Genomic DNA, 23,515 nt, shown 5'->3' on the forward strand with positions numbered 1-23,515 from the left:
GTTACCAAATTTCACCTGTTTTGAAAAAAACCTTACTCTTTGCGACGGCGACAGCCTGTATGCTGACCATATCCGGTTTCCGGCAAGCTGGTTTGCAGGCTGGCCAGAAACACCATACGGCAGCAAATGATGTGATCGGCCTTGTCGAATCCTTTAAGGCCCTGCTCAGTCCCGAACAACTTTCCAGGTTGGAAATCCCGTTAACCAAGGCCGCTTCAGTGAAATGGACCAATATACCGGGAGGAGCCTCCAACCGCAACGGCCTTCAGTTCAGCACCCTTAACCCCGGGCAACTTGCCGCTGCCAAAGCGATTATCAAGGCCGCCTCAGGCACCATGCCTAACGAGGGCTTCGATGAGTTCCGGCAGATCGGCCTCGCAGATGACATCATAGGTAAAAGCGGAAAAGCTGGTTATGGTTCCGGTGAATACATCATTGCCTTCCTGGGCAAACCCGGCAATTCCGGCACCTGGATGCTGCAGTTCGGTGGCCACCACTATGCACAAAACGTTGTCTTTGACAAAGGGATCGCCGTCAGTGCCACTCCCATTTTCGAAGGCGGGGACCCGAGAGAGTGGACTACAGACGGAAAGAAATATGCGCCCCTTTTTGAAGAACACGAAGCAATGGCAAACATGCTCGCAGCACTATCTCCGGAAGAATTGAAGAAAGCCAGGTCGGAGGAGAATATTACCGATGTATTGCTGGGTACAACAAAGGACGGAAAATTCCCGTCGGGAAAAAATGGTGTCCGGGTCGGAGATCTTTCACCCAAAAAGAAAAAGAAAGTGATCGCAGCGATGATGCCCTGGCTGAATGACATCGAGACAAAATTGGGCAGTAAGCTGCTCAGGACGTACAGCAAAGAACTCGATGAAACCTATATCTCCTGTTCAAGCCATACCAGGGCCAGCGCCGGAGATGCGGCGACCTTCCTCCAGTACATTGGCGACTATGCCCGCATAGACGGCCCGGGAGTATGGATAGAATTTGCCTGCCAGCCCGGTGTATATTCCAATGTTCCCCATTACCATACCGTATTTCGGGACCACCGGCTGGACTATAACAATTTGTGGGATTTCTGAGCCAGTTCAGCTTCGTTGGTCAGATCCAATCTCAGCGGCGTGATAGAAACCAGGTTATTTTCTACTGCCCAACGGTCAGTGCCTTCCTCAGCAGGCTCCAGGGGTGAAACCGTGATCCAGTAATGCCTGCGGCCCATGGGGTCTTCCCCGGGCACCACATTGCCATCATATAATCTTACAGATTGTCTTGTCCACCTTAATCCTTCAGGCTTGGGAGGAAAATTGACGTTATAAAGGCCAAGGGCATTATCTTTAAGCAAAAGCTTCAGCGACTCCTCAACAAACGGCGCGAGCCCTTCAAAATCAGGCTCCTGTTTACCTACCGGAGTACTTAGCGCAACACCCTTGATACCCAGCAGCACGGCCTGCTTGGCAGCGGCCAGCGTGCCCGAATGCCACATCGAATTTCCCAGATTAGGCCCCATGTTAATGCCAGACAAGACAACCTCTGTATCCGGGTACATGTGTAATCCCAGCGCCACACAATCCGCAGGAGTACCGTTAACCCTGAAAGCATCAATACCTTCGAAAGTAATGGGCGATTTCTTATAGGACAAAGGGCGGGAATGGGTGATGGCATGCCCCATTGAAGACTGCTCAACATCAGGGGCAACCACACGCACTTTTCCGAAATGGCCGGCAATCCTCGACAGCGCGGCTATTCCCGGGCTATATATCCCGTCATCATTAGTGATCAAAATATTCATAGGAAATTATTCAGTTAATTGCAAAACCTGATCAACCTCCAAATTGTTCATCATTAATGAAAAAAACAGGCAGACTGATCAGCTTGGTCCATAATCCGACCGCAGGAGAAGGTGAACATTCAAAAACCGGGATCATCCGGATGCTCGCGAGTCACGGTTACAGGTGCAACTACTCTTCATCAAAAAAGAAAATCCTGAAAACTATTGCGCCGGAGACAGAGCTCATCGCCATTGCAGGTGGAGACGGAACCATCCGCAAAACGGTAATGAGGCTGCTGGACAAAAAACTGAAGTATAAACGGCCGATAGCCTTGCTACCCTTCGGAACTGCGAACAATATTGCTTCCTCCCTGAACATACCTGAAGACAATAACAAGAATATCAGTTCATGGGACGGCTGCCATCTCAAGAAATTTGATGTCGGACAAGTAACGGGATTACAGAGCCCGTCTTACTTTATTGAATCTTTTGGTTTTGGTCTGTTTGCAAGGCTAATGAAAAATCTCAAAAAAATGGACACCAGCGCCATTGAAAAGCCCGAAGAAGAATTTCAGCTCGCGCTGAAAGAACTGCTCGAACTTAGCCGGAGCTATGCCGCAGTTCCGTTTAAAATGGAAATAAACGGTAAAACCATTGAAGATAAGGCGATTCTGATCGAAGTCATGAACATCAGCAGCCTGGGTCCACACCTGAAGTTAAGCAGAACGGCCGATCCGGAAGATGGCCTGTTCGACGTCGTCATCGTTACCGAAAAACAACGCAGCAAAATGGAAGCCTATATAACAGGCAAGATCCGGCAAGAAAAACCACTATTCACCATAAAGTCCGTCCAGGCCAAAAAGCTTAAAATAGAATGGCTGGGCCGCGACCTCCATACAGATGACCAGGTCCTGGATATCGAAGGCTATCCACCAATCCATATTTCCCTGCTCGATAGCCTATTAGAAGTCGTCACCCCTACCGGCAAAAAATAGGGCTAACTTATTGCAGGTTATCCTTCTACTTTGTACTTTTAACTGATACGGGAACCATGTCCCGTAAACGGTCTAAATTAATTGCTTAATGAAAAGTACAATTGCCATCTTGCTCCAGATGCTGCTTTTTCTCCATGCCGGTGCGCAGGAAAAATACGATGTCGCCAGTATCCCTGCCAACCTGCTGAAGAATGCCGCTGTCGTCATCAGGGAAGAAGAAACGGTTTATGAAGTCAAAAACCTCGGAAGCGCGGTCATGTATTGCCAGGCTGCGCTCACGATCCTCAACAAGAACGGGGAGTCCGCTTCCAACATGCATGAATTCTACAACAGACTTTCCAGCATCTCCGACTTAAAGGCAAGCCTGTACGATGCTTCCGGAAAAAAGATACGCGACTATAAGTCTGCTGACTTCACGGACAGAAGTGTAGCCTCAGAAGGAACGATGTTCCAGGACGACAGGATAAAATACCTGGAATTTACAAGTAATCAATTTCCATATACCATTGCGTACAGCTACCGCGTCGACTACAAAGGCATCCGGACCTATCCCGATTGGAAACCCGTAAAGTCATGGGGAACCGCCGTCGAAAATTCAGCCTATGTGATCCGAATGCCGGATGATATGACGTTCAAATACCTGAAAAGTGAGGGGCTTTCAACGGATTCGGTTAAAGCGAAGAACAAGACAGAATACCGCTGGAGCTGCAGTAACATCAGCGCGCTTGAATACGAACCGTTAAGTACAGGTTTTTCACGGAACAGCCCCTGGGTAATGCTTGCACCCAATAAATTTGAATACGACAATTCAAAAGCGAATATAGAAAACTGGGTCAGCCTGGGCGCCTGGATGCAGGAACTTAGCAAAGGCATGCAGGAATTACCCGAAACTGTTAAAACACGGATATTAAGCCTGGTCAGCGGTGCCAGAAACGATAAGGAGAAAATCATGTTGTTATATCGCTACCTTCAGGCCAATACCCGGTATGTAGGCATCCAGCTCGGCATTGGCGGGTACAAGCCTGCTGCAGCCGAAAAAGTTTCCCTGGTAAGTTATGGCGATTGCAAAGGACTGTCAAATTATATGAAAGCCATGCTTCAGGCAGCAGGAATACATTCAGACCTCGTGGTCATCGGAAATGGAATGCCATCACTCAACACCAGGTTTGCCAGTGTCAACCAGGCCAATCACATGATCCTCTGCGTGCCTTCCCAAAATGATACCACCTGGCTCGAATGCACGAGCCCATACGTCCCCCCTGGATATATCGGCAACGGCAATTCAGACCGGACGGTCCTGCTGATCACCGAAAACGGCGGGAAACTTGCCAGAACGCCGCGTTATGTCCCCGAAATGAATTACCAGAAACGGCAGGTTAAAGTAGCCCTTGCCGGTGAAGGCAATTCTTCAGTTTCCATAGACACCAGGTATGGCCATGCCCAGTTTGAAGAAAAGCTCGGTATGCTGACACTCGGACCCGCAGAAAAAAATAAAAGGGTAATCCAAAATCTGGGTATACCTGGCGTACAGGTCAGCAAGATCGAATACGCCCAGCAAGATAAAGACCGCCCCGAAATAACAGAACAAATCGAACTCAGGGCCCCGCAGTTGTTAACCAGGGGAGGTGACCGTCTCTTTCTTGTTCTCAACATGCTGAACCGGGAAGAAACAGCATTGGTCCCGGTAACAGACCGGAAAACGCCGTTCAGGGTAAGCTACAGTTATCTCGATGAAGATGAAATCACTTACACCATCCCAAAAGACTATAAAATCGAATTCCTCCCGGAAAATGTCCGCATCATTTCCGAATTCGGAGAGTATACCGTCGGTGTCACAGCCAAAGGCGATCAACTCATATACAAGCGGCACATGATGGTCAACAGCCGGGAATATCCACCCGAGAAATATAACGACTATGTCGCATTCAGAAAGAAAATCTACCAGGCAGATAAACAGAAAGGAATCCTGGTCAGATCAGAATAAACAAAAATTATATTACCTTAACCTATCTAAATTAACCCACATGCTCAGAATCACTCTTCTTTTCTTAGCGCTCCTAGCGGGAATACGTTCAAATGCCATCGCGCGTCAGAACAAGGAAAACAAAGCAGAACCCGTTGCAGAAAAAATCGTAAAGTTCGGCAAGGTAGACCCCGAAGAATTCAATGTCCGCCCGGCCGGTCCGGATTCATCAGCTGCAGCTATAGTGCTGTTCGACAAAGGGACGGGAAGATTTGAACTCAGTGAAAGAAAGATGGGCTTCATCTATGTATTTGAAAGGCACCTGCGCTATAAGATTATCGACAAAACCGCCTACAACCTTGCCAATATCGAAATCCCGCTATTCAATATCGGTGATAACCAGACCTCCCTTCATGACTTTGAGGCAGCCACCTATAACCTGGAAAATGGCCAAATCGTACCTGCTAAAATCGGCAGAAGTTCAAAATTTACAGAGCACCAGGACAAAAACTATACCTTTAAGAAGTTTGCGCTGCCAAACGTAAAAGAGGGTTCCATCATCGAATTCAAGTATGAAATCCGTTCAGACTTCCTGTATACCCTTATGCCCTGGTATTTTCAGAGGGAGATTCCCACACAATATTCCGAATTCGACATCAGCATCCCCGATTTTCTAAGGTATAATATCAGCCAGAACGGCCTGCTCAAAGTAAACCCCTATAAAGAAGCCGTGGTCCAGAAATTCAGGATCTATGGCAACGAGCTGCAGGGACGGGTGATCAGAAGTGTCTTCAGAGCGGGTAACCTTCCTGCAATGAAACAGGAAAAATTCATCACCACCATTAACGATTACATCGGTAAGGTAGAATTTGAGCTGAATGGCATGGCAATGCCCGGCACTTCATTCCTGGACTATGTGAAAACATGGCCAAAGATCGTAAACGAGCTCCGCCAGACCAATACATTCGGAGGCTTCCTCAGCCCCAGGGGCGAAATAAAAGAAGTGGTTGCAAAAGTTGTAAGTAAAGACTCCAAACCAGACACCATACCCTTTCTTCTGTTTGACTACGTAAAGAAAAATCTGAAATGGAATCACATGAATGCCATCTACGCTTCTTCAAAAGGCCCGGATGATGTGCTGAAGAAAGGAACCGGAAACTCGGCAGATATTAACCTTACCCTGCTGGCCCTTCTCAGAGAAGCCAAGGTCGACGCGGTCCCGATCATACTGAGCACAAGAAGCAATGGAAAACATCCGGGCCTGCCCATGATCACCAAGTTCAATAACGTGATCATCGATGTTGCAATCGGGGAAAAACACATATTCTTTGATGCCACCAACAAAAACCATACGCCAGACATCATCGACTTTGACAACCTCAACCATCAGGGACTGCGGGTTGACTTCGCCGCCAACAGCGGTACATGGGTAAACACCGATGAATTCAAGACCAGCAAAAAAGTGATCAGCAGTGTGCTTACGCTCGACAAGGACAATAAACTCAACGGCACCATGCAGGTACTGACCACAAATTATGAAGCCCTTGCCCGCAGAAACCGCCTGACAGAGGCACAGGACCGCAATGAGTACATTAAACAATTCAGTAAGGAAAATCCCGGACTGAACGTTACCGAATACAACGTAGATAATCTCGATAATCCTAATGAATCGCTGTTCGAGACCATAAAGGTCTCTATAGCCGACAATGTAGAAAGTGCCGGAAACCTGCTTTTCTTTTCGCCGACACTATTTGAACGGACCAGGGAAAATCCCTTTGCGGTACAGGACCGGAAATACCCGGTAGACTTTGGCTATCCCGTAGAGGAAGTGAACAGGATCACCATAGAGATACCTGAAGGTTATACGCTGGACAAATTACCGGAAAACGAGCGCATCAGCCTTTTACAGGATGCGGCATCCTTTTCGTTCCAGGTCAGCAGAGAAGACAACAAGATCTCCATGGTCAGTAAGATATCCTTTAAGAAAGACATTTACGACGTTCAGGAATACCATGACCTCAGAGAACTCTTCAACAATATTGTAAGAAAGCAGACCGAGCAGATCGTACTGAAGAAAAACTGAACGGCAGCTGAAAGGCAGCCTACCTCTTTCCCGCAACTACCCTGGTAAACCGGGTGGTATCCAGGTATTGCTGTGCCAGCTGTCTGAGCCGCTCTGCAGATATTGTTTTTACCGTATCTATATAGCGCTCATAATAATCGTAATCCAGCCCTGAAAAATAGATGCTCTTAAATTTATCCGCGTGAGAGAAGGCATTTTCAAGACTTCCCAGCATAGCGCCCAACATATAATTACGCACCAGGTCGAGCTCCTCCGGCCCCACAAGTTCCTGCTTCAGTAAGGACAATTCCTTTTCGATCTCCGAAAGCGCAGCGTTACAAACGTCAGCGCCCACCTCAGTGGCAATAAACAGATAACCTATATCCTTCAGCGAAGCAATAGCAGAACCGATACCATAAGTATAACCCTTATCCTCACGGATATTTGCCATCAGTCTGCTGCCAAAATAGCCACCAAGCACACAATTCAATACCTGTAAGCCCGGAAAATCCGCATGGCTCCTCGGAATGGCCAGCGTTCCCATCCTGATCGCCGACTGCAGTGATTCCGGACGTTCCACGAAAACATCACCCCCAACGGGAACCGGGACGATGAAACTGTTTGCTGCTGAATCGGCACTGTTCTTCCAGGGCTGGCCAATCACCTGGTTCAGTATTCCAAATTCTTCTGTTCCAAATTTACCGGCAACTACGATCGTACAGTGTTCCGGCCTGTAGGCAGCCCTGAAATAGGCCAGCAATTCTTCCCTGTTCAACCGGTCATAGTCCTCAGCGGCAATGTTTACTCCGTAAGGCGTATCACCGAAAAGCGCATGTGCAAAATGCTTTCTGGCCAGGAAATCATTTTTCTGCATGTTGACCTGCAGCGCCTGTTTCTGGTTTTGTACAAAAATACCCAGTTCCTGGTCCGGAAATTCGCTTTCATTCAATATGGCGTAAAGGACAGGCAGGATTTCCGCCAGATGCTTGTTCAGGGTGTACAGCTTTACAGCAGACTGATCAGCGCCGTACTCCGTTTGCAGAAAAGCACCATAGTAATCCACCTTTTCCGCAATCTCCCAGGCCGTCAGCTGCGAGGTCCCGTTATTCACCAGATGGTTTACGGCAAGTGCCTGCAGTGGTTTTGAGCCATCCCAGTTCACATTCTCAAAAATAAACTCGATCCGTACCAGGTCCTGCTGGCCAGCATTGATGACAAAGGTCTGTATACCATTGTCCAGCACGTATTTTACCGGCTTGATAAAACTAATATCTTCGATCTGTCTCGATTCAGGGGCTATGGTACGGTTAAGCATTTTCAGAAGTCAGGTAGTATAAAGTAGAACATTTTTCATGCACAAAAGTATCCTGTGCAGCCTTCATGATCTGCGCCGGGGTAACGGCCAGATAACGGTCAATCTCTGTATTCAGGGAAGCTGCATCACCCAGCAGCTCATAGTAGGCAAGGTTCATGGCCTTATCCAGCAAACTCATTTCCGCAAAAACCATGATCGATTCCGATTTATTTTTCACCTTCGTCAGCTCATGCTCCGAGACCTCCTGGTGCACAAGCTTTTTCAGCTCTGTCCAGATCGCCTGTTCGGCAGTGCCCACCGGCACGCCATGTACCAGCTTGCCTTCAACTACAAACAAACCTTCATCGATACTACTGGTAATGTACGCGTGAATATCACTGAACAATTGCTGCTCCTTCAGCAAGCTGTTATATAATCTTGAGGAATGTCCCTGCGAGAGTACATCCGACATCAGGTCATAAGCCTGGTACTCCGGGTCCAGCCTGGCCGGCATTTTAAAAGCCATATAGATCGCATTCAGCGGCACCTCTGCATGAACAGTTTCCCTGCGGCCTTCCGTCTGTACCGGCTCTGCAGGAAGGCTCCTCTGATATTTTTCACCGGCCGGTATCGGACCGAACCATTTCTCCGTAAGTATTTTGATGTCTTCCGTCTTTACATCGCCCCCAACAACCATAATGGCGTTTGAAGGATTATAGTGTTTTTTAAAGAAGGCCTTCACATCTTCCATTTTTGCATCCTCGATCTGCTTCAGGTCCTGTCCTATCGTAGCCCAGCGGTAAGGGTGCTGCTGATAAGCCAGAGGCCGCAGCCGCAGCCAGGTATCGCCATAAGGCTGGTTCAGGTACCGTTGCTTAAATTCTTCGCAGACCACATTCCGCTGTGTCTCCAGGCTCTTTTCAGAAAAAGCCAGTCCCATCATCCGGTCGCTCTCCAGCCAGAAGGCAGTCTCCAGGTTCACCGCAGGCAGGGTAATGTAATAATTGGTAATGTCATTACTGGTAAATGCATTGTTCTCTCCGCCTACACGCTGGAGTGGTTCATCGTAGACAGGAATATTTACCGAACCGCCAAACATCAGGTGCTCAAAAAGGTGTGCAAACCCCGTTCTGCCTTCCTCTTCATCCCGCGCACCCACATCATAGAGAATATTCAATACGGCCATAGGCGTCGTACTGTCTTCATGCACCAGCACCCTCAGCCCGTTGGGCAAAGTAAAACGTTCAAAATCTACCATAAAACACAAAAATATTTGCGAAGATATAACTAATTTTGTTCTATGGAAACCGGCAGTTTATTGGAAAGGGCCTTGCATTTTGATTCGCTGAGCAAGGAAGAGGGCGTGTTTTTATACCATCATGCAGCTACCGCCGAGCTTGCGTTCGTTGCCAACGAACTACGAAAAAAGCAGGTTCCAAGCGGAAAAGTGACCTGGCAGATCGACCGGAATGTCAATACCACCAATGTCTGCATCGCAAACTGCAAATTCTGCAACTTCTTTAGAAGGCCCGGCCATGCCGAGAGTTATATTACCGATATTGAGACCTATAAGGTAAAGATCGAGGAAACTTTCCGTTACGGAGGCGACCAATTGCTCTTACAGGGTGGCCACCACCCGGACCTCGGACTGGAATTCTATACTACCCTGTTTAAACAACTGAAAGAGTTGTATCCCGACCTTAAGCTGCATGCCCTCGGCCCGCCCGAGATCGCCCATGTTGCCAAACTTGAAGGCCTGTCGCACACCGAAGTCCTGAAGGCAATGAAAGCAGCAGGTATGGACTCTTTACCTGGTGCAGGTGCCGAAATCCTCAATGACCGGGTCCGCCGGCTCATTTCGAAAGGAAAATGCGGCGGCCAGGAATGGCTCGATGTCATGCGCGCTGCACATCAATTAGACATTACCACTTCAGCCACCATGATGTTCGGTCATGTGGAAACCATAGAAGAACGCTTCGAACACCTGGTATGGATCAGGGAGGTACAAAGTGAAAAACCCGAACATGCCAAAGGTTTCCTGGCCTTCATCCCCTGGCCCTTCCAGGACGACGGCACCTTGCTGAAACGCCTGAGGGGCATCAGCAACAATGTTACCGCAGATGAATATATCAGGATGATCGCACTCAGCCGTATCATGCTGCCCAACATTAAAAACATACAGGCCTCATGGCTCACCGTAGGTAAAAACACAGCACAGCTATGCCTGCATGCGGGGGCTAATGATTTCGGCTCCATCATGATCGAGGAAAATGTGGTGTCGGCTGCCGGGGCACCGCACCGCTTTACTGCAAAAGGGATACAAGCTGCCATCCGGGAGGCCGGATTCGAGCCGCAGCTCCGTGGTCAGCAATACAATTATCGCGATTTGCCGGAGCACCTGGAAGAGCAGGTCATCAATTACTGACTTTAACGGACGGAGCGCGCTCAGGGAAGGTAAAGCACGGCAAGTTGCGCCCACTCCTTTTCCAGGGAAACTTCCGGTATCTGCTGTCCGGCCCGGTTGTACCAGTAACCTGCATTCCAGAGATCTCCCTCCTTACGGTGCAGGTAAGCGTGTACATGCGCAGATTCCCTGTCACCGAGGTGATCGATCAAGTCATGCGCCTTTTTCCAGTTTCCTTTTCTGTCGTACCACAATGCCTGCACATGCAGGGGAAGGTCTGCGGGCATCAAACTTCCTTCGGTACTTTCGATGAATTCCTGTATACTCAAAATATATCTTCTTAACGCTGAACTGTAAAACTAACGATTTTTGCATTCACCGCATAAAGTCACACGGCCCCCATCCGGGAGCCGCGTGAATGAGTCAAATAAAACACCAGCCATAGTTTGGATCTTTTATGTGTTTTTTCTCACCACAGGTAAGTTTGACAGAATAATGTTTCAATACCACTACCAGAAAAACGTCCAAACCAACAAAAAAGAAGGAGGACCTTACGGTCCTCCCCCCAATCTTAAACTTAACAACCTTGACTTTTTAAGATCAGATGATCTATTTTTTCAAGAATAAACCAGCAATGTCCAGTACCGCCGTTGAAGTCAGTGGCTCATCGAAAGATTCGACGGCTTTCTTCTTGTCCACACCCGAAGCAATTCCAGTGATAGTTATTCCAGCTTGAGCTTCAGTATCCTCTCCCGCATATACAGGATCTACAGCAGGCACGCCTGAATCATTGGCTCCTCCGCTGGCACCCAGGCTTATCCAGGGCTTAATGGCAACACCGCCACCATTCAGACCACCGGAACGCATGAACCGGATGTGTGCCGCGTGACGGGCTTCTACGGAGTGAATCTGAAGCGCCACGGTGAGCACATTATTACCTTTCAATACAGCTGCCTGTCCTTTGTAGGCACGCACGCCAGTATCTTCAAATGCTTGTGCAACCGCCAGGAAAGTCTGGTAATTGGTATATACATCGGCAAATGCACCGCCAGCAGTAAAGTCAAAGTCAGCATAAGCCAGTTCTTTTATAGCAGCAGTACCCAATGCACCCTTTAACAGGTCCACATGCGCCTTTTCATGATTCCTGATGGTCGTGATCGCACCTACGGCAGGCGTTCCGGCGGGTATCAAACCAGGAGCAGCTACTACCGCATGGTTATAAAAATGGTATTCCAGGTACTCCAGGGTAAGCGCATAATTAAGCACGCCTGTAACGTCAGTAGGAGTCGACTGACCATAAGCTTTCTGGAACAAAGATCCCAGCGCCAGTGGCATTGCCGCAAGCGTAATTTTTTTGCCCATGTCAAAAAAGTCCTTCATGGCAGCCCTTCTTGGGCTCAATCTTTCATAGATCTCGCCATCGACCTTTTCTATTTCTTCGAGTATATTTACAATATTCATGTCTTTAAGTGTTGATAGGGTTAGAGATTGATCACATTAATTTTAGTCTTCACATACTTAGCCGCGATCGGAAGCACCTTATCAGGCGTAAGTGCTGCATCTAAGCCATCACTATCCTTAGCACCAAAAGTCGTCAACGTGGTCAGGTCAGCGAAACTTCCGTAAGAAACCAGGTCGCGGACGTAAGAAGCATGACGCGCCTCAACCGAAACGATCTTTCCGGCGATCAGCAGAAAATTATCATTTTTCAACCGTACACCAGCCCCGTTATAGGCGGCAACACCCAGGTCCTCAAATGCCATCGCCGCAGCCAGCACACTGCTGCGCTTGGTGAAATCAATGGAAGAAAAATCAACCTCGAGGCTGCCGATTGCCGAAGTATTCAACGCTTTCTTAAAAAACTCACGGTGTGCAATCTCATGAAACTGGATGTCCTGAAAATAAGCCTTCTCATTGGCAGACATATCTGATGGCGGGTTTGAGGCTACCTGCGTATAAAACGCCGCCTCCAATTGTTCCAGCGCATACGCGTAATTCAAAACACCGAAATCATCTTTAAAGTCGAGCATCACGCCCTCGTATGCGGGAACGTCCCTGTCCCTTTTCTTACATCCCGCTGCCAGCAGCGCAACACCCGCCGCACCGGCACCTGCATAGCGGAGGAAAGATCTTCTTTGCAGCTGCGCATTAAAAATGCTTTCCTCTTCATGCATCAATTGTTCTTGTACATTTTTCATAGGATTACTCTTTTTTAGAATAAGTTATTTATTTTTATTGGTGGTTGTTATTATGATATACGAATGATAAACCGAAATGGTTTTACCCGATTTACTAAAAAGTGAGAAATCACGTTTATTTTGGTAATTTCACAGAAAAAAACACACAACTATAGTGAATGCGATCATAGTAGATGATGAAGAATTTGCCAGGTCTTCCTTGTATTTCCTGCTCCAGGAGCATTGCGGACAGGTCAACATCCTCGGAATAGCCAAGTCGGTAGCAGAAGCCAGGACACTCCTGCAGCAAAGCGCCGTAGACCTCATCTTCCTCGATATTGCCATGCCCGGCGAAAACGGGTTCGACCTCATCCCCGCAATAAAGCAGGCCGGTGCTTATGTCATCTTCACTACCGCTTATGATCAGTATGCATTAAAGGCCATTAAGGCCAACGCCCTCGATTACCTGTTGAAGCCCATCGATATCGATGAGCTTACCGAAGCGGTCGGCAAGGCAGAAAAAGTGATCGGCGCAAACAAAGGCGAACAGCCGCAGGCAGGCAACCTCCAGAATCTCGCCGCCTCACTTTCCGATAAAGCCGAGCCCCGGAAAATCAGCCTGCCCAACGGACAGGGCTACAGCCTGGTCAGCATAGATGACATTGTCCATATTGAAGCAGACAGCAATTATTCGGTATTCTATTTTACAGGCAGGGAACAGATCACCGTCTCCAAAGTACTGAAGGAATATGAAGAGATCCTTCCACAGGACCAGTTTATCAGGATCCATAAGTCCAGCATCGTCAATCTTAACTACATCAAAGAATACAATTACCGCAACGGATATGAGGTACTCATGAAAAATGGGGAAAAGATCGCGGTTTCCAGAAGAAGGGCGAGCGACCTTGCAGAAAAGCTGCGGATATATACCAGTTAAATGCGCCTGGCCCCGAAACATATCGTCCTGACGATCCTGATTTTATCGGGTACGCTATTGGGCAACATTACCGCTATTGCCCAAACCACCTTCCTCCGCCACTTTACTACCCGAAACGGCCTGCCCAGCAACAATTGCTTTTACACACTTCAGGACTCCAAAGGCTATATCTGGGTAGCTACAGATGCCGGCATAAGCCGCTTTGACGGCAGTGTATTTGAGAATTTCTCCGTAGATGACGGCCTGCCCGACAACCAGATATTACAGATAAAGGAAGACCGCAACGGAAGGATCTGGTTTCTTGCCCTCAACGGACAGCTCAGTTACTTCTGGAACGGAAAGATCTACAACGAGACCAGTGACCAGCAGTTGCGGCTGCTGAAGTTCAATGCCATCATCGTTTCCTTCTTCCAGGATTCCAGGGGCCGCATCTGGCTGGGCACCAATAAAAACATGCTCATTATGTGGAATGGCCGGTCCATCATGAAATACATTTCTGCAGACAGCCTCAAACAGTTCATCAATACCTTTGTGCATGAAGACGCTTCAGGAAAAATATGGGCTTACAGCTATCGCTGCGCCCGGGTCCTCAAAGGAAAAAATTTTGAGATCGTACCGGGCAGCACCCTGCCCCTTTCCTATAAGACCGCATTGAACATGCAGGATGGACGTATGGCTTTCCTGGACCGCCGCGGCCTCAATATCAAGACCGGCAACCGGCAAAAACTCCGCCTCAGGATAGATACTGCTGTTCTGTACCGCGATCCCGGTTACCTGTATGCAGATAACCAGCACCTCTGGATAGCGAACAGCTCGGGCATCTACCAGATAGACCGCAACGGAGAAACAGCAAGGTACCTCAACGGCATTTATGCCAGCCAGACGATAAAAGACCTGACAGGAAACATGTGGTTTACCACAAACAACGGGATCTATATGCTGCCCCGTAAGGACGAAAGGCTTTACGTAATGAACCGGCAGAACGGCCTGAGCAGCGACGCTGTAAAAAGCATAGCCAAAGACCAGCAAAACCGCCTCTGGCTCGGCCTCGACTACGCAGGCATCAACACAGTAAACGTCCGCGACCTGTCCATCGAAGAATTCAGCATCCCTTTCCGGCAAAAATACAACCTGATCAAGCAGCTCAGTTTCGACAGTACCTCAGGACTTATGTATTTTGCTTCCGATTATGGGCTGGGCAGGGTGAGCACGGCAAAAGGCCCGCACCACTTCAGCTACCTTCGTGAGGTAAATAATTTTATGTTCGTGATCAAGGGCTTCAGCATCGGCCCCGGATCAAGCCTGTCCATGGCGCTCTCCTCGGGCGTAGTTACCCTTCCGGACCGCGAAAGGAACTTTGAATTCAGTTCCGCCTATTACAAGCAGGTTGCGGGTGCCTTCAATAACCGGGCCTACAGCGTATTTTATGACCATAGCGGCAAACTCTGGTTTTCCAATATCAACGGCCTTTCGGTATACAGCGACAGTACGTTCACCAATTTTTATGAAAAGAGCCCCTTGCTGACACGCCGTATTAACGACATCCAGCAATTGTCAGACGGCTCGGTCGTACTGGCCACAGATGGCTACGGGCTCATTTATATACGGAACAACAAGATCATCAAAGTCATCACGCAGCGGGACGGGCTGGCAGACAACATCTGTAAACGTCTTTTTATCAAAGACAATGAAACCTGGTGTGTCACCAACACCGGCATCAACAAGATCTCCCTGAATGGCCGGCGACCCGAGATCGAAAGCTTCGAATATGCCAACAGCCTGCTTACCGAAGGGGTAAATGACCTGTATATTGATGAAGACAGGGCCTATTTCGCCACCAACAACGGGCTTGTTTATTTTTCTGTTTCCCAGACCAAGACCACCAACGCCATACCCAAAGCTTACATCACTTCCATCGTAAACAATAAGGTAAAGCTGCCCCTCAATAAGGAAGTCCATGTACTGGATCCTTTCAGCAACAACATCACCTTCTACTACAGCGCCATCGATTTTCAGAGTACAGACATTACTTACCGGTACCGGCTCAAACCCGATGCGGCCTGGACGGAAACCAAAAACAGGAGACTGGAATTTTCTTCACTGGAGCCGGGCGCCTACACCTTCGAACTGAGCGCCCGTACCGGAAAAGGAACCTGGAGCCAGCCCGCAAGCCTTAAGTTTGTCCTGGAACGGCATTTCTGGCAAACCCCCTGGTTCTTCCTCATCCTGCTGACCATTTCGGGACTGGCCCTTTACAAGATAGCCGTTGTCGTTACCAAGCGGCAAAAAGACAAGGAACAGGAACAGTTGCTGCTCAGGAACAGGATCCTCATGCTGGAACAACGTGCCCTCCAGGCCATGATGAACCCCCATTTCGTATTCAATGTCATGAATTCGATACAGCACTACATCAATACTAAAGATACCGCCTCAGCCAACAAGATCCTCACCGGCTTTGCGCGCCTCATCCGCAAAAACCTGGAGATCTGTACCAAAAGTTATATTACGCTGGAAGAAGAACTTCAGTACCTGGAGCTGTACCTGAGCCTGGAAAAGAAAAGGTTCGGAGAAAAATTCAGTTATTCAGTTCAGGTCAGCCCCGATATAGACAGAGAAGATACCCTCATCCCTTCTATGATCCTGCAACCCTACATAGAGAATGCTATATGGCATGGCATCATGCCGAAGGAAGAGGGCGGGAACATCGATATCCGTATCGCGCTGGAAGATAATGACCATCTGCTCATCCAGATCGTTGACAATGGCATCGGTATCGAAAATTCACTGCGTGAGAAGAAGGGAGCCCATGTCAGCAAAGGTATGGATCTCACCCGGGAAAGAATAAACCTGCTCAACCAGGTTGCCCAGAAACCCATACAAATGTCTGTAAAACAAAACGGCCTTTCGGGCACTTTTGTCGCCCTTCGCATACCGCTGGATCAATAAAATACCGTTCACTCAAAATTTCATACCACTTACTAAGTAGGCCATACGGGTCTGACAGATTAGCCTTACAATTGTATTAGAAGTTACAACGAACAAAAGTTTGTAATGCGTTCTTAAAGAATTGATACAGATATTTTTCCTAACCTAAAAACTATATCTCAATTCAGGTTTCATTTGTGTGTTAAAAAATGGTAAAGTGAATAACTCTACCATTTTTTTTTGCCCAAAAATGATTTTATGCTATTTTTGACACAGCAAACAAAGATTTTTGTAATTTTAGATCATCAAATAAACACGTAGGGAAATTATATTTTTTTGTAAATGAAGACTCCAAAAAAACCAATCAGCAAAAGTCCGGAAGCAGAGCCCGACAACGAACTGGATGACATTCGCGATGAAAAGCCGGCAAAGAAGAATTATGATGACGAGGACGATGACTTTGACCTGCCGTTAGATGATTTGGATACCTTCGACAACTTTGATGACGACGACGACGATTACTAAACACAAATAACCTGATCATGAAAAGCATCCCCCTGCGGGATGCTTTTTAATTTAACCCCTATCACACAGCATCCAGACAGCCCTATGACGATCACTTCAGTAAGTACCAGCAAGCAGGCCCGGCAATTCCTCGACATGGTAAACCCCATTTATAAAGGAGATCCCAACTGGATCAGGCCGCTTGACCAGGATATAGAGGCAGTATTCGACAAAAGGAAAAATCCATTCTTCACCCACGGACAGTGCGAACGCTGGATACTTGCTGACGATAATGGACATATCATCGGACGCATAGCCGCATTCATCAATGAGAAAAAAGCATGGCAGTATGAAGTCCCTACGGGCGGCATCGGCTTTTTTGAATGCATAAATGACCAGCACGCTGCCGATATCCTCTTTGAACAGGCTAAAGCCTGGTTGCAGGGACGGGGTATGCAGGCGGCCGACGGGCCAATCAACTTTGGCGAGAACGACTCCTTCTGGGGCCTGCTCGTGGAAGGCTTTACCCCGCCTTCCTACGGGATGAACTACCACCCACCTTATTACCACGATCTTTTCCTGAACTACGGCTTTGAAAAGGCATACGAACAGATCACCAATCATTTGTCTGCGCGAAAGCCCTTTCCGGAAAGATTCACCAAAATCGCCGGCTGGGTAGCCTCCAAACCAGGCTATACGTTCGAGCATTTCTCCCGGAAAAACGCAGGAAAATTTGTAAAAGACCTTATGGAGATCTATAACGACGGCTGGCAGGGATTCGAAAATTTCGTCCCGATCAAAGAAGAGACCCTAATGGAATCCTTTAAAAAAATGGAAGCCATTATGGACGAGAAGCTCATCTGGTTTGCTTATGTAAACGGAGAGCCCGCGTCCTTCGTCGTCGTGATCCCCGATGCCAACCAGATGATCAGGGGCTTCAACGGCAAGCTCGGCCTTATCGAAAAACTCCGGTTTGTATACCGTCGCTGGAAAGGCGTCAACCGCATGCGGGCCATTGTTATGGGTACCAAGACCGCATACCAGAAACACGGCCTGGAATCAGCCTTATTCATTAAGTTAAAGGAATATGTATTGCCGCTCAACCGGTATGAGGAGATGGAACTCTCCTGGGTAGGCGACTTCAACGACAAAATGCTGTCAATACATCATGCAACAGGTGCCACCTTTGGGAAGCGGCACCTGACCATGCGTAAAGTATTTTAAATAGAGTGAGCTATTATCTTTCCCTGATCTCCTCGTAAAGATCGATCACCTTCTTCTGAAGCTTGATCACCTCTTCCTCACGTTGAGCAAGCTTTTCTTTCAGGCTTGCAATCTCTTCATTATTGATAGACTGAGGATTTTCTCCTTCTTTGGAGATGATGTCCATTGTTGAAACCTCAAAAAGGTTCGCGATCTGGGCAAGACGGGAAATGTTAATGTCGGTAATACCGGTCTCGATCTTTGAAAATGCAGGAATGGAAATATTCAGACGTTTCGCCACTTCTCCCTGGCTCCAACCATTTTTTTGGCGCAGTTGTCTAATGTTCTTACCAATAATGTTCATAATTAAAATTTAGGTGCGTTGGTTATTATACTTATGAAGAAACCGTATTCAACTCACGTGCCAATTTAACCAAATCCAGCCCACCAAAGTTTCCGGAACTCATCAAAAGCAGGTTGGAAGAGTAAAAATTAATATTTAATAAGTAATTTTCAAGTTCCCTGGAATGGTTAAAAAAGACGATTTCCTGATGATTAAAGGCTTCCCGCACCTCTGACGCGGTAAATGGCGTCATTTTCTTTTGTACAAAAGTCTTTTCATCTATGTAAACAATTGCCGTATCGGCTATTGTCATGGTATTGGCATATTGCTTTAAAAAGGCCTTATCCAGGCTGCTGAATGTATGCAGCTCTATACAGGCAACCAGCTTCCGGTCTGCAAACTGGCGCTTAACCGCCTCAATGGTCGCCTTCAGCTTCGAAGGCGAATGGGCAAAATCCTTATAGACATTGGTATTTCCGGTTTTCAGCAACAATTCCAGACGACGGGCCGCCCCGGTAAAGGAAGCAATAGCCGCATTAAAATCGGCCTCCGCTATACCCAGCTGCGCACATACCTTCCTGGCCGCATTCAGGTTCATCAGGTTGTGGTTGCCAAATACTTCCAGAGGTACGTGGTCGGGCAACAGATAAGTAATTCCCGCCTTCACCTCATGTTCCGGCACATCATAAGCTATTTTCTCCACCTTGGCATCAGAAGCCGCCACCAGCTCACGCAGGTCTTCATCAGCCTCACAATAGATCAGCTTACCCTCAGGCTGTATCGTATCTATAAAAATCGAAAACTGCCGTTTGTAATCTTCATAAGTAGGGAAAACATTAATATGGTCCCAGGCAATGCCGCTGATCACGCCGATATTCGCTTTGTACAAGTGAAACTTGGGGCGTCTGTCAATCGGAGAAGCCAGGTATTCATCACCCTCGATCACCACTACCGGCGCTGCATCCGTAATCCTTACCATCGTATCGAATCCGGCAAGCTGTGCACCGACCAGGTAATCAAAGTCGCGGCCGTAAAAATTGAGAACATGCAGGATCATCGAAGTGATCGTAGTCTTACCGTGGCTGCCGCCAATCACTACCCTGAGTTTGTCCCTGGTCTGCTCATAAATGTATTCCGGATAGGAAAATATCTTCAGGCCGAGTTCCTGTGCCTTCAGTAGCTCCGGGTTATCCTTCAGCGCATGCATACCCAGGATCACCGCGTCCAGGTCAGCAGTGATCCGGTTTTCATCCCATCCCATCTTATCCGGCAGCAGCCCGTAACCAGCCAGCCTGCCCGCAGAGGGTTCAAAGATCTGGTCATCAGAACCAGTTACCTGGTAGCCTTTCTTATGAAGGGCTATCGCCAGGTTGTGCATGGCGCTGCCGCCTATCGCGATAAAATGTATACGCATAACAAAATCTATGAATCAATTTTACTAAAACCGGCCGCTACCCAGTCCCCATTCTTCCTGTGGTCCTGATACACAAGCCCGTGCTGTTCACCAAGCGCCCGGATCATGTCCAGGTCCGGGGTTTCATAAAAGCCACTGAAGAAGATCTTTCCACCGGGCCGTAGTACCCTGGAATAATCCGGAATCTGGTCCAGCAGGATATTCCGGTTAATATTCGCAAGGATCACGTCAAAAACCTGGTCAGGTATTGCCTCCTTACTGCCGCACGCCGCAGTGATGGCAGGGGTACCGTTCAGTACAATGTTCTCCAGCGTACTCTGATAGCAGACCTCATCATAATCGATCGCCACCGCCGATGCCGCTCCTCGCTTCACCGCAAGAATGGCCAGGATACCGGTACCACAACCCATATCCAGAACCTGCGCCCCATCCAGCTGTTCAGCCAGAATGTATTGCATCATCATGGTCGTAGTCTGGTGGTGTCCCGTACCAAAAGCCATTTTCGGGTCAATCACGATCTCATAAGGGTACTGTGGCTGCGGCTCATGAAAAGTAGCGCGCACATAACACTGTCCGTCAATCAGTAAAGGCTCAAAATTCTTCTCCCATTCCTCATTCCAGTTCTTCGCCTCAATTTCCGTTACCGTATATTCGTAGCCGAAATCACCTTCAAAATCTGCCAGTACGCCCTCCAGCGCCTCCCGGTTAAAATCAGCTTCACCGATATAGGCAGAAAAGCCGTCCTGCGTATCTTCAAATGTATCGAAGCCCGCATCACCAAGCTCCGCGATCAGCAGGTCACGCTGATATTCTTCTATACCGCTGAAGCTGAAAGTTACCTGGATGTACTGCATTAAGCGTTGAAAGTTTTAACGATGTCCACAAAATCCCTTGATTTCAGGGAAGCACCACCGATCAGGCCGCCGTCAATATCCGGCTGTGCAAACAGTTCAGCAGCATTTTTAGGGTTACAGCTGCCACCGTAAAGAATGGTCGTACCATCAGCGATCGCCTCATCATATTTCGCCGCAATTTCCTTGCGGATAAAGGCATGAACCTCCTGCGCCTGCTCAGCAGTCGCCGTAAGGCCCGTTCCGATCGCCCATACCGGTTCATAAGCAATCACTACTTTGGCGAAATCCTCAGCGCTCAGGCCAAACAGGCCTTTTTCCAGCTGCGTCTTCAACACCTCAAAATAGCTTCCGTTATTGCGCTCATCCAGCGTCTCGCCGATGCAGAACAAAGGCACCAGGCCATTTGCCAGCGCGATATTGGTTTTTTCAGCCAGCAATTCATCCGTTTCCGCAAAATACTGGCGGCGCTCAGAGTGGCCAATGATCACATAACCGCAACCAACAGACTTGATCATCTTTGCAGAGATCTCACCGGTATAGGCACCGCTTTCCTTCTGGTGACAGTTTTGTGCACCAATACCTACTACGTCGGTTCCCAGTTGTACCAGACTGTTCAGATGAATAAAAGGTGCACAGATCACCGCCAGCTGATCGCCGTTGCGTTCATCTCTCACCATGTTCACAATCTCCGAGAACAGCGATACACCCTCAGCATATTCCAGGTTCATCTTCCAGTTTCCGGCTACAATTTTCTTTCTCATAATGTATTAATTTAGGCTCTATTAGTTTTCGTTTCTTCAAAAATATGGGTCAATATATCCCTTTCTGTCTGGTTAAATACCTCACCCTTGCGTTCAAATACCTTCTCCGTGGTTTCAAACAGCTTCTCCAGGCGGTAAGTCTCAAATCCCTGTGCCCCGCCCCATGAAAAATCAGGGATAAAGTTTGAGGGCAGGCCGGCACCGAAGACATTGGCCGCAACCCCGGCAACCGTTCCCGTATTGAACATCGTATTGATCCCGCACTTGGTATGGTCGCCCATGATCAGCCCGCAAAACTGCAGGCCTGTTTTCCGGAAGCTGCGCATGCTGTAATCCCATAGCTTTACTTCCGAATAATTGTTCTTCAGGTTAGAATTATTGCTGTCCGCGCCGATATTGCACCATTGCCCCATTACCGAGTTCCCCAGGTAACCGTCATGGCCTTTAGAGGAACACCCCCAGATCACGGCATTATTGATCTCACCGCCAACCCGGGAAAACGGGCCGATCGTCGTCTGTCCGTAAATCTTGGCACCCATCTTTACCTGGGCATCGTGGCACAGCGCAAAAGGCCCGCGGATATGAGACCCTTCCCATACCTGCGATCTTGCGCCGATATAAATGGGGCCCTGTTTACTGTTAAAGGTGGAACATTCGGCTTCCGCGCCCTCCTCCGCAAAGAAGAGATCGCCGATAAAAGTATTCGTACCGCTCAGCCGGGCAGAAGTGCGGCCCTTTGTCAGCAGCTCAAAGTCCAGCCTTATTTCAGCGCCATTATATTTAAAGATATCTTCAGGGTAAGCGATCCGCGTCAGCTCACCCGTATATTTTTTGATTGCAAATTTCTCCGGATCAGCGGTAATGTCGCCCCCCTGCACCCGGTAAGCAATCATCAGATCGTCCTTTTTCAGCGCTTCTCGCCCATTCAGCCCGGTTATTTCCTGCAGCAGCGCGTCACTGGGGCATACCGAACCGTTAATGAAGAGCGAAGCCCCGGCATCCAGAGGATATTTAACGGAAAGATAAGCCGCCGTTTTAAATCCGGCACTTTCGGCATCCAGGTACTTCCTCCATTTTTCAGCAATTGTCAGTATACCCAGCCTCAGGTCAGCAACCGGTCTTGTGAGGGACAAGGGCCTTAAGCTGAGCCACGCACCGTCATCAAAAAAATTGATCCTCATAGACAGCAAAAATAAAAAAGTCCCGCTGCTACAGCAACGGGACCTACAAATAATTTCTCGCTCAAAATTACTTTTTCGCGTAACGGCTCTTGAATTTGTCGATACGTCCTGCAGTATCAACCAGTTTCATTTTACCGGTATAAAATGGGTGCGAAGTATGAGAGATCTCTAATTTATACAGAGGATACTCATTACCATCTTCCCACTGGATAGTTTCCTTGGTATCAACACAAGATTTAGTCAGGAAAGCATAGTCGTTAGACATATCCTTGAACACTACAAATCTATAGCTTGATGGATGAAGATCTTTTTTCATATTATATAAAACTTATTATGTCGCTTATTTTAAAGGATGCAAATATCAGGATTTAATTTCTTATAATCAAGGCATAATCTAAAATACTTTGAAACACATGTACCTGCTTCCAAGAGCTAACTATTTTCATTTATCCGGATAATCTACGTTTCGCTACGCTTAGCTTATTATACTTGCAGCCGACTAGAAAAGAATATGCCCGGACAACATGATCTTAAATCCATCGGCAGCGGCAGCCTCTCCAGAAGAATGACAGATAAATTCGTGAATGGCCCGGCGCGGAAATACGCCACCGGGAAACGCCTGCTCAATCGCCCCAAGCCCCACACGCTCCGATGTACCCGAAGCCTGCGGCCTAAATTGTAGAATTGGGAAGTGATTGACTAAAAATGACCGTAAACCTTTGGCAAT

21 protein-coding genes are annotated in these 23,515 nt (G+C 48.0%); 9 read left to right on the top strand and 12 right to left on the bottom strand.

Annotated elements, in window-relative coordinates:
* The first annotated feature begins 20 nt into the window (after nt 1–20).
* Nucleotides 21–1,085, top strand: a complete 1,065-nt coding sequence (locus tag P2W84_RS03010; protein ID WP_276088623.1) for a DUF3500 domain-containing protein — start codon at nt 21–23, stop codon at nt 1,083–1,085.
* Here P2W84_RS03010 and surE read toward each other — a convergent pair.
* Nucleotides 1,061–1,792 (bottom strand): 5'/3'-nucleotidase SurE, encoded by a 732-nt coding sequence (surE, locus tag P2W84_RS03015; RefSeq protein ID WP_276088624.1) that lies wholly within the window; start codon nt 1,790–1,792, stop codon nt 1,061–1,063. The genes P2W84_RS03010 and surE overlap by 25 nt on opposite strands.
* A gap of 56 nt (nt 1,793–1,848) precedes the next feature.
* On the opposite strand from surE, the gene P2W84_RS03020 reads away from it, so the two are divergent.
* The 3 genes from P2W84_RS03020 (at nt 1,849) to P2W84_RS03030 (ending at nt 6,812) form a co-directional block, all read left to right on the top strand.
* Nucleotides 1,849–2,766, top strand: a complete 918-nt coding sequence (locus P2W84_RS03020; RefSeq protein ID WP_276088625.1) for a diacylglycerol kinase family protein — start codon at nt 1,849–1,851, stop codon at nt 2,764–2,766.
* 88 nt (nt 2,767–2,854) lie between these two features.
* Nucleotides 2,855–4,750 (top strand): DUF3857 domain-containing protein, encoded by a 1,896-nt coding sequence (locus tag P2W84_RS03025; RefSeq protein ID WP_276088626.1) that lies wholly within the window; start codon nt 2,855–2,857, stop codon nt 4,748–4,750.
* A gap of 40 nt (nt 4,751–4,790) precedes the next feature.
* On the top strand, nt 4,791–6,812 hold the full coding sequence (locus P2W84_RS03030; RefSeq protein WP_276088627.1) for a DUF3858 domain-containing protein: 2,022 nt from the start codon (nt 4,791–4,793) through the stop codon (nt 6,810–6,812).
* 19 nt (nt 6,813–6,831) lie between these two features.
* On the opposite strand, the gene P2W84_RS03035 is transcribed toward P2W84_RS03030, so the two are convergent.
* Both P2W84_RS03035 and P2W84_RS03040 read right to left on the bottom strand, forming a co-directional pair.
* Nucleotides 6,832–8,106, bottom strand: coding sequence for a pitrilysin family protein (locus P2W84_RS03035; protein ID WP_276088628.1), 1,275 nt, complete (start codon nt 8,104–8,106; stop codon nt 6,832–6,834).
* Nucleotides 8,099–9,343, bottom strand: coding sequence for a pitrilysin family protein (locus P2W84_RS03040; protein ID WP_276088629.1), 1,245 nt, complete (start codon nt 9,341–9,343; stop codon nt 8,099–8,101). The genes P2W84_RS03035 and P2W84_RS03040 overlap by 8 nt, the downstream gene beginning before the upstream one ends.
* Nucleotides 9,344–9,385: 42 nt before the next feature.
* Here P2W84_RS03040 and mqnC point away from each other — a divergent pair, with 42 nt between their 5' ends.
* A complete protein-coding gene (gene mqnC, locus P2W84_RS03045) occupies nt 9,386–10,510 on the top strand; it encodes a cyclic dehypoxanthinyl futalosine synthase (RefSeq protein ID WP_276088630.1) in 1,125 nt (374 codons plus the stop codon).
* 20 nt (nt 10,511–10,530) lie between these two features.
* Here mqnC and P2W84_RS03050 read toward each other — a convergent pair whose 3' ends face one another.
* The 3 genes from P2W84_RS03050 to P2W84_RS03060 all read right to left on the bottom strand — a co-directional run bounded on the left by P2W84_RS03050 (nt 10,531) and on the right by P2W84_RS03060 (nt 12,687).
* The gene (locus P2W84_RS03050) at nt 10,531–10,818 is read right to left on the bottom strand and encodes a hypothetical protein (RefSeq protein WP_346348945.1); all 288 of its coding nucleotides are present in this window, start codon (nt 10,816–10,818) and stop codon (nt 10,531–10,533) included.
* A gap of 280 nt (nt 10,819–11,098) precedes the next feature.
* A complete protein-coding gene (locus P2W84_RS03055; protein ID WP_276088631.1) occupies nt 11,099–11,950 on the bottom strand; it encodes a ferritin-like domain-containing protein in 852 nt (283 codons plus the stop codon).
* Between the two features lie 20 nt (nt 11,951–11,970).
* On the bottom strand, nt 11,971–12,687 hold the full coding sequence (locus P2W84_RS03060) for a ferritin-like domain-containing protein (RefSeq protein ID WP_276088632.1): 717 nt from the start codon (nt 12,685–12,687) through the stop codon (nt 11,971–11,973).
* 154 nt (nt 12,688–12,841) lie between these two features.
* Between P2W84_RS03060 and P2W84_RS03065 the strand changes: the two genes are divergently transcribed.
* The 4 genes from P2W84_RS03065 to P2W84_RS03080 all read left to right on the top strand — a co-directional run bounded on the left by P2W84_RS03065 (nt 12,842) and on the right by P2W84_RS03080 (nt 18,256).
* On the top strand, nt 12,842–13,603 hold the full coding sequence (locus P2W84_RS03065; RefSeq protein WP_276088633.1) for a LytTR family DNA-binding domain-containing protein: 762 nt from the start codon (nt 12,842–12,844) through the stop codon (nt 13,601–13,603).
* Nucleotides 13,604–16,549 carry a two-component regulator propeller domain-containing protein gene (locus P2W84_RS03070; RefSeq protein ID WP_276088634.1) on the top strand — a complete coding sequence of 982 codons (2,946 nt, stop codon included), beginning with the start codon at nt 13,604–13,606 and terminating at the stop codon, nt 16,547–16,549.
* Between the two features lie 321 nt (nt 16,550–16,870).
* Nucleotides 16,871–17,053, top strand: coding sequence for a hypothetical protein (locus P2W84_RS03075; protein WP_276088635.1), 183 nt, complete (start codon nt 16,871–16,873; stop codon nt 17,051–17,053).
* Between the two features lie 84 nt (nt 17,054–17,137).
* Nucleotides 17,138–18,256: a GNAT family N-acetyltransferase gene (locus tag P2W84_RS03080; RefSeq protein ID WP_276088636.1), complete on the top strand. Its 1,119-nt coding sequence runs from the start codon at nt 17,138–17,140 to the stop codon at nt 18,254–18,256.
* Between the two features lie 13 nt (nt 18,257–18,269).
* Here P2W84_RS03080 and P2W84_RS03085 read toward each other — a convergent pair whose 3' ends face one another.
* From P2W84_RS03085 to P2W84_RS03110, 6 genes are all read right to left on the bottom strand, one after another.
* Nucleotides 18,270–18,599, bottom strand: coding sequence for a helix-turn-helix transcriptional regulator (locus P2W84_RS03085; protein ID WP_276088637.1), 330 nt, complete (start codon nt 18,597–18,599; stop codon nt 18,270–18,272).
* A gap of 31 nt (nt 18,600–18,630) precedes the next feature.
* The gene (locus P2W84_RS03090) at nt 18,631–19,992 is read right to left on the bottom strand and encodes a Mur ligase family protein (RefSeq protein WP_276088638.1); all 1,362 of its coding nucleotides are present in this window, start codon (nt 19,990–19,992) and stop codon (nt 18,631–18,633) included.
* Nucleotides 19,993–20,000: 8 nt separating this feature from the next.
* Complete coding sequence (prmA, locus tag P2W84_RS03095) at nt 20,001–20,846, bottom strand: 50S ribosomal protein L11 methyltransferase (RefSeq protein WP_276088639.1); 846 nt, start codon at nt 20,844–20,846, stop codon at nt 20,001–20,003.
* Nucleotides 20,846–21,607 (bottom strand): triose-phosphate isomerase, encoded by a 762-nt coding sequence (gene tpiA / locus P2W84_RS03100; RefSeq protein ID WP_276088640.1) that lies wholly within the window; start codon nt 21,605–21,607, stop codon nt 20,846–20,848. The genes prmA and tpiA overlap by 1 nt, the downstream gene beginning before the upstream one ends.
* Nucleotides 21,608–21,618: 11 nt before the next feature.
* A complete protein-coding gene (locus tag P2W84_RS03105) occupies nt 21,619–22,788 on the bottom strand; it encodes a putative sugar nucleotidyl transferase (protein WP_276088641.1) in 1,170 nt (389 codons plus the stop codon).
* Between the two features lie 67 nt (nt 22,789–22,855).
* Complete coding sequence (locus P2W84_RS03110; protein WP_276088642.1) at nt 22,856–23,104, bottom strand: type B 50S ribosomal protein L31; 249 nt, start codon at nt 23,102–23,104, stop codon at nt 22,856–22,858.
* Nucleotides 23,105–23,515 lie beyond the last annotated feature (411 nt).

This window comes from Pedobacter sp. JY14-1 (assembly GCF_029269825.1).
Taxonomy (GTDB): Bacteria; Bacteroidota; Bacteroidia; order Sphingobacteriales; family Sphingobacteriaceae; genus Pedobacter.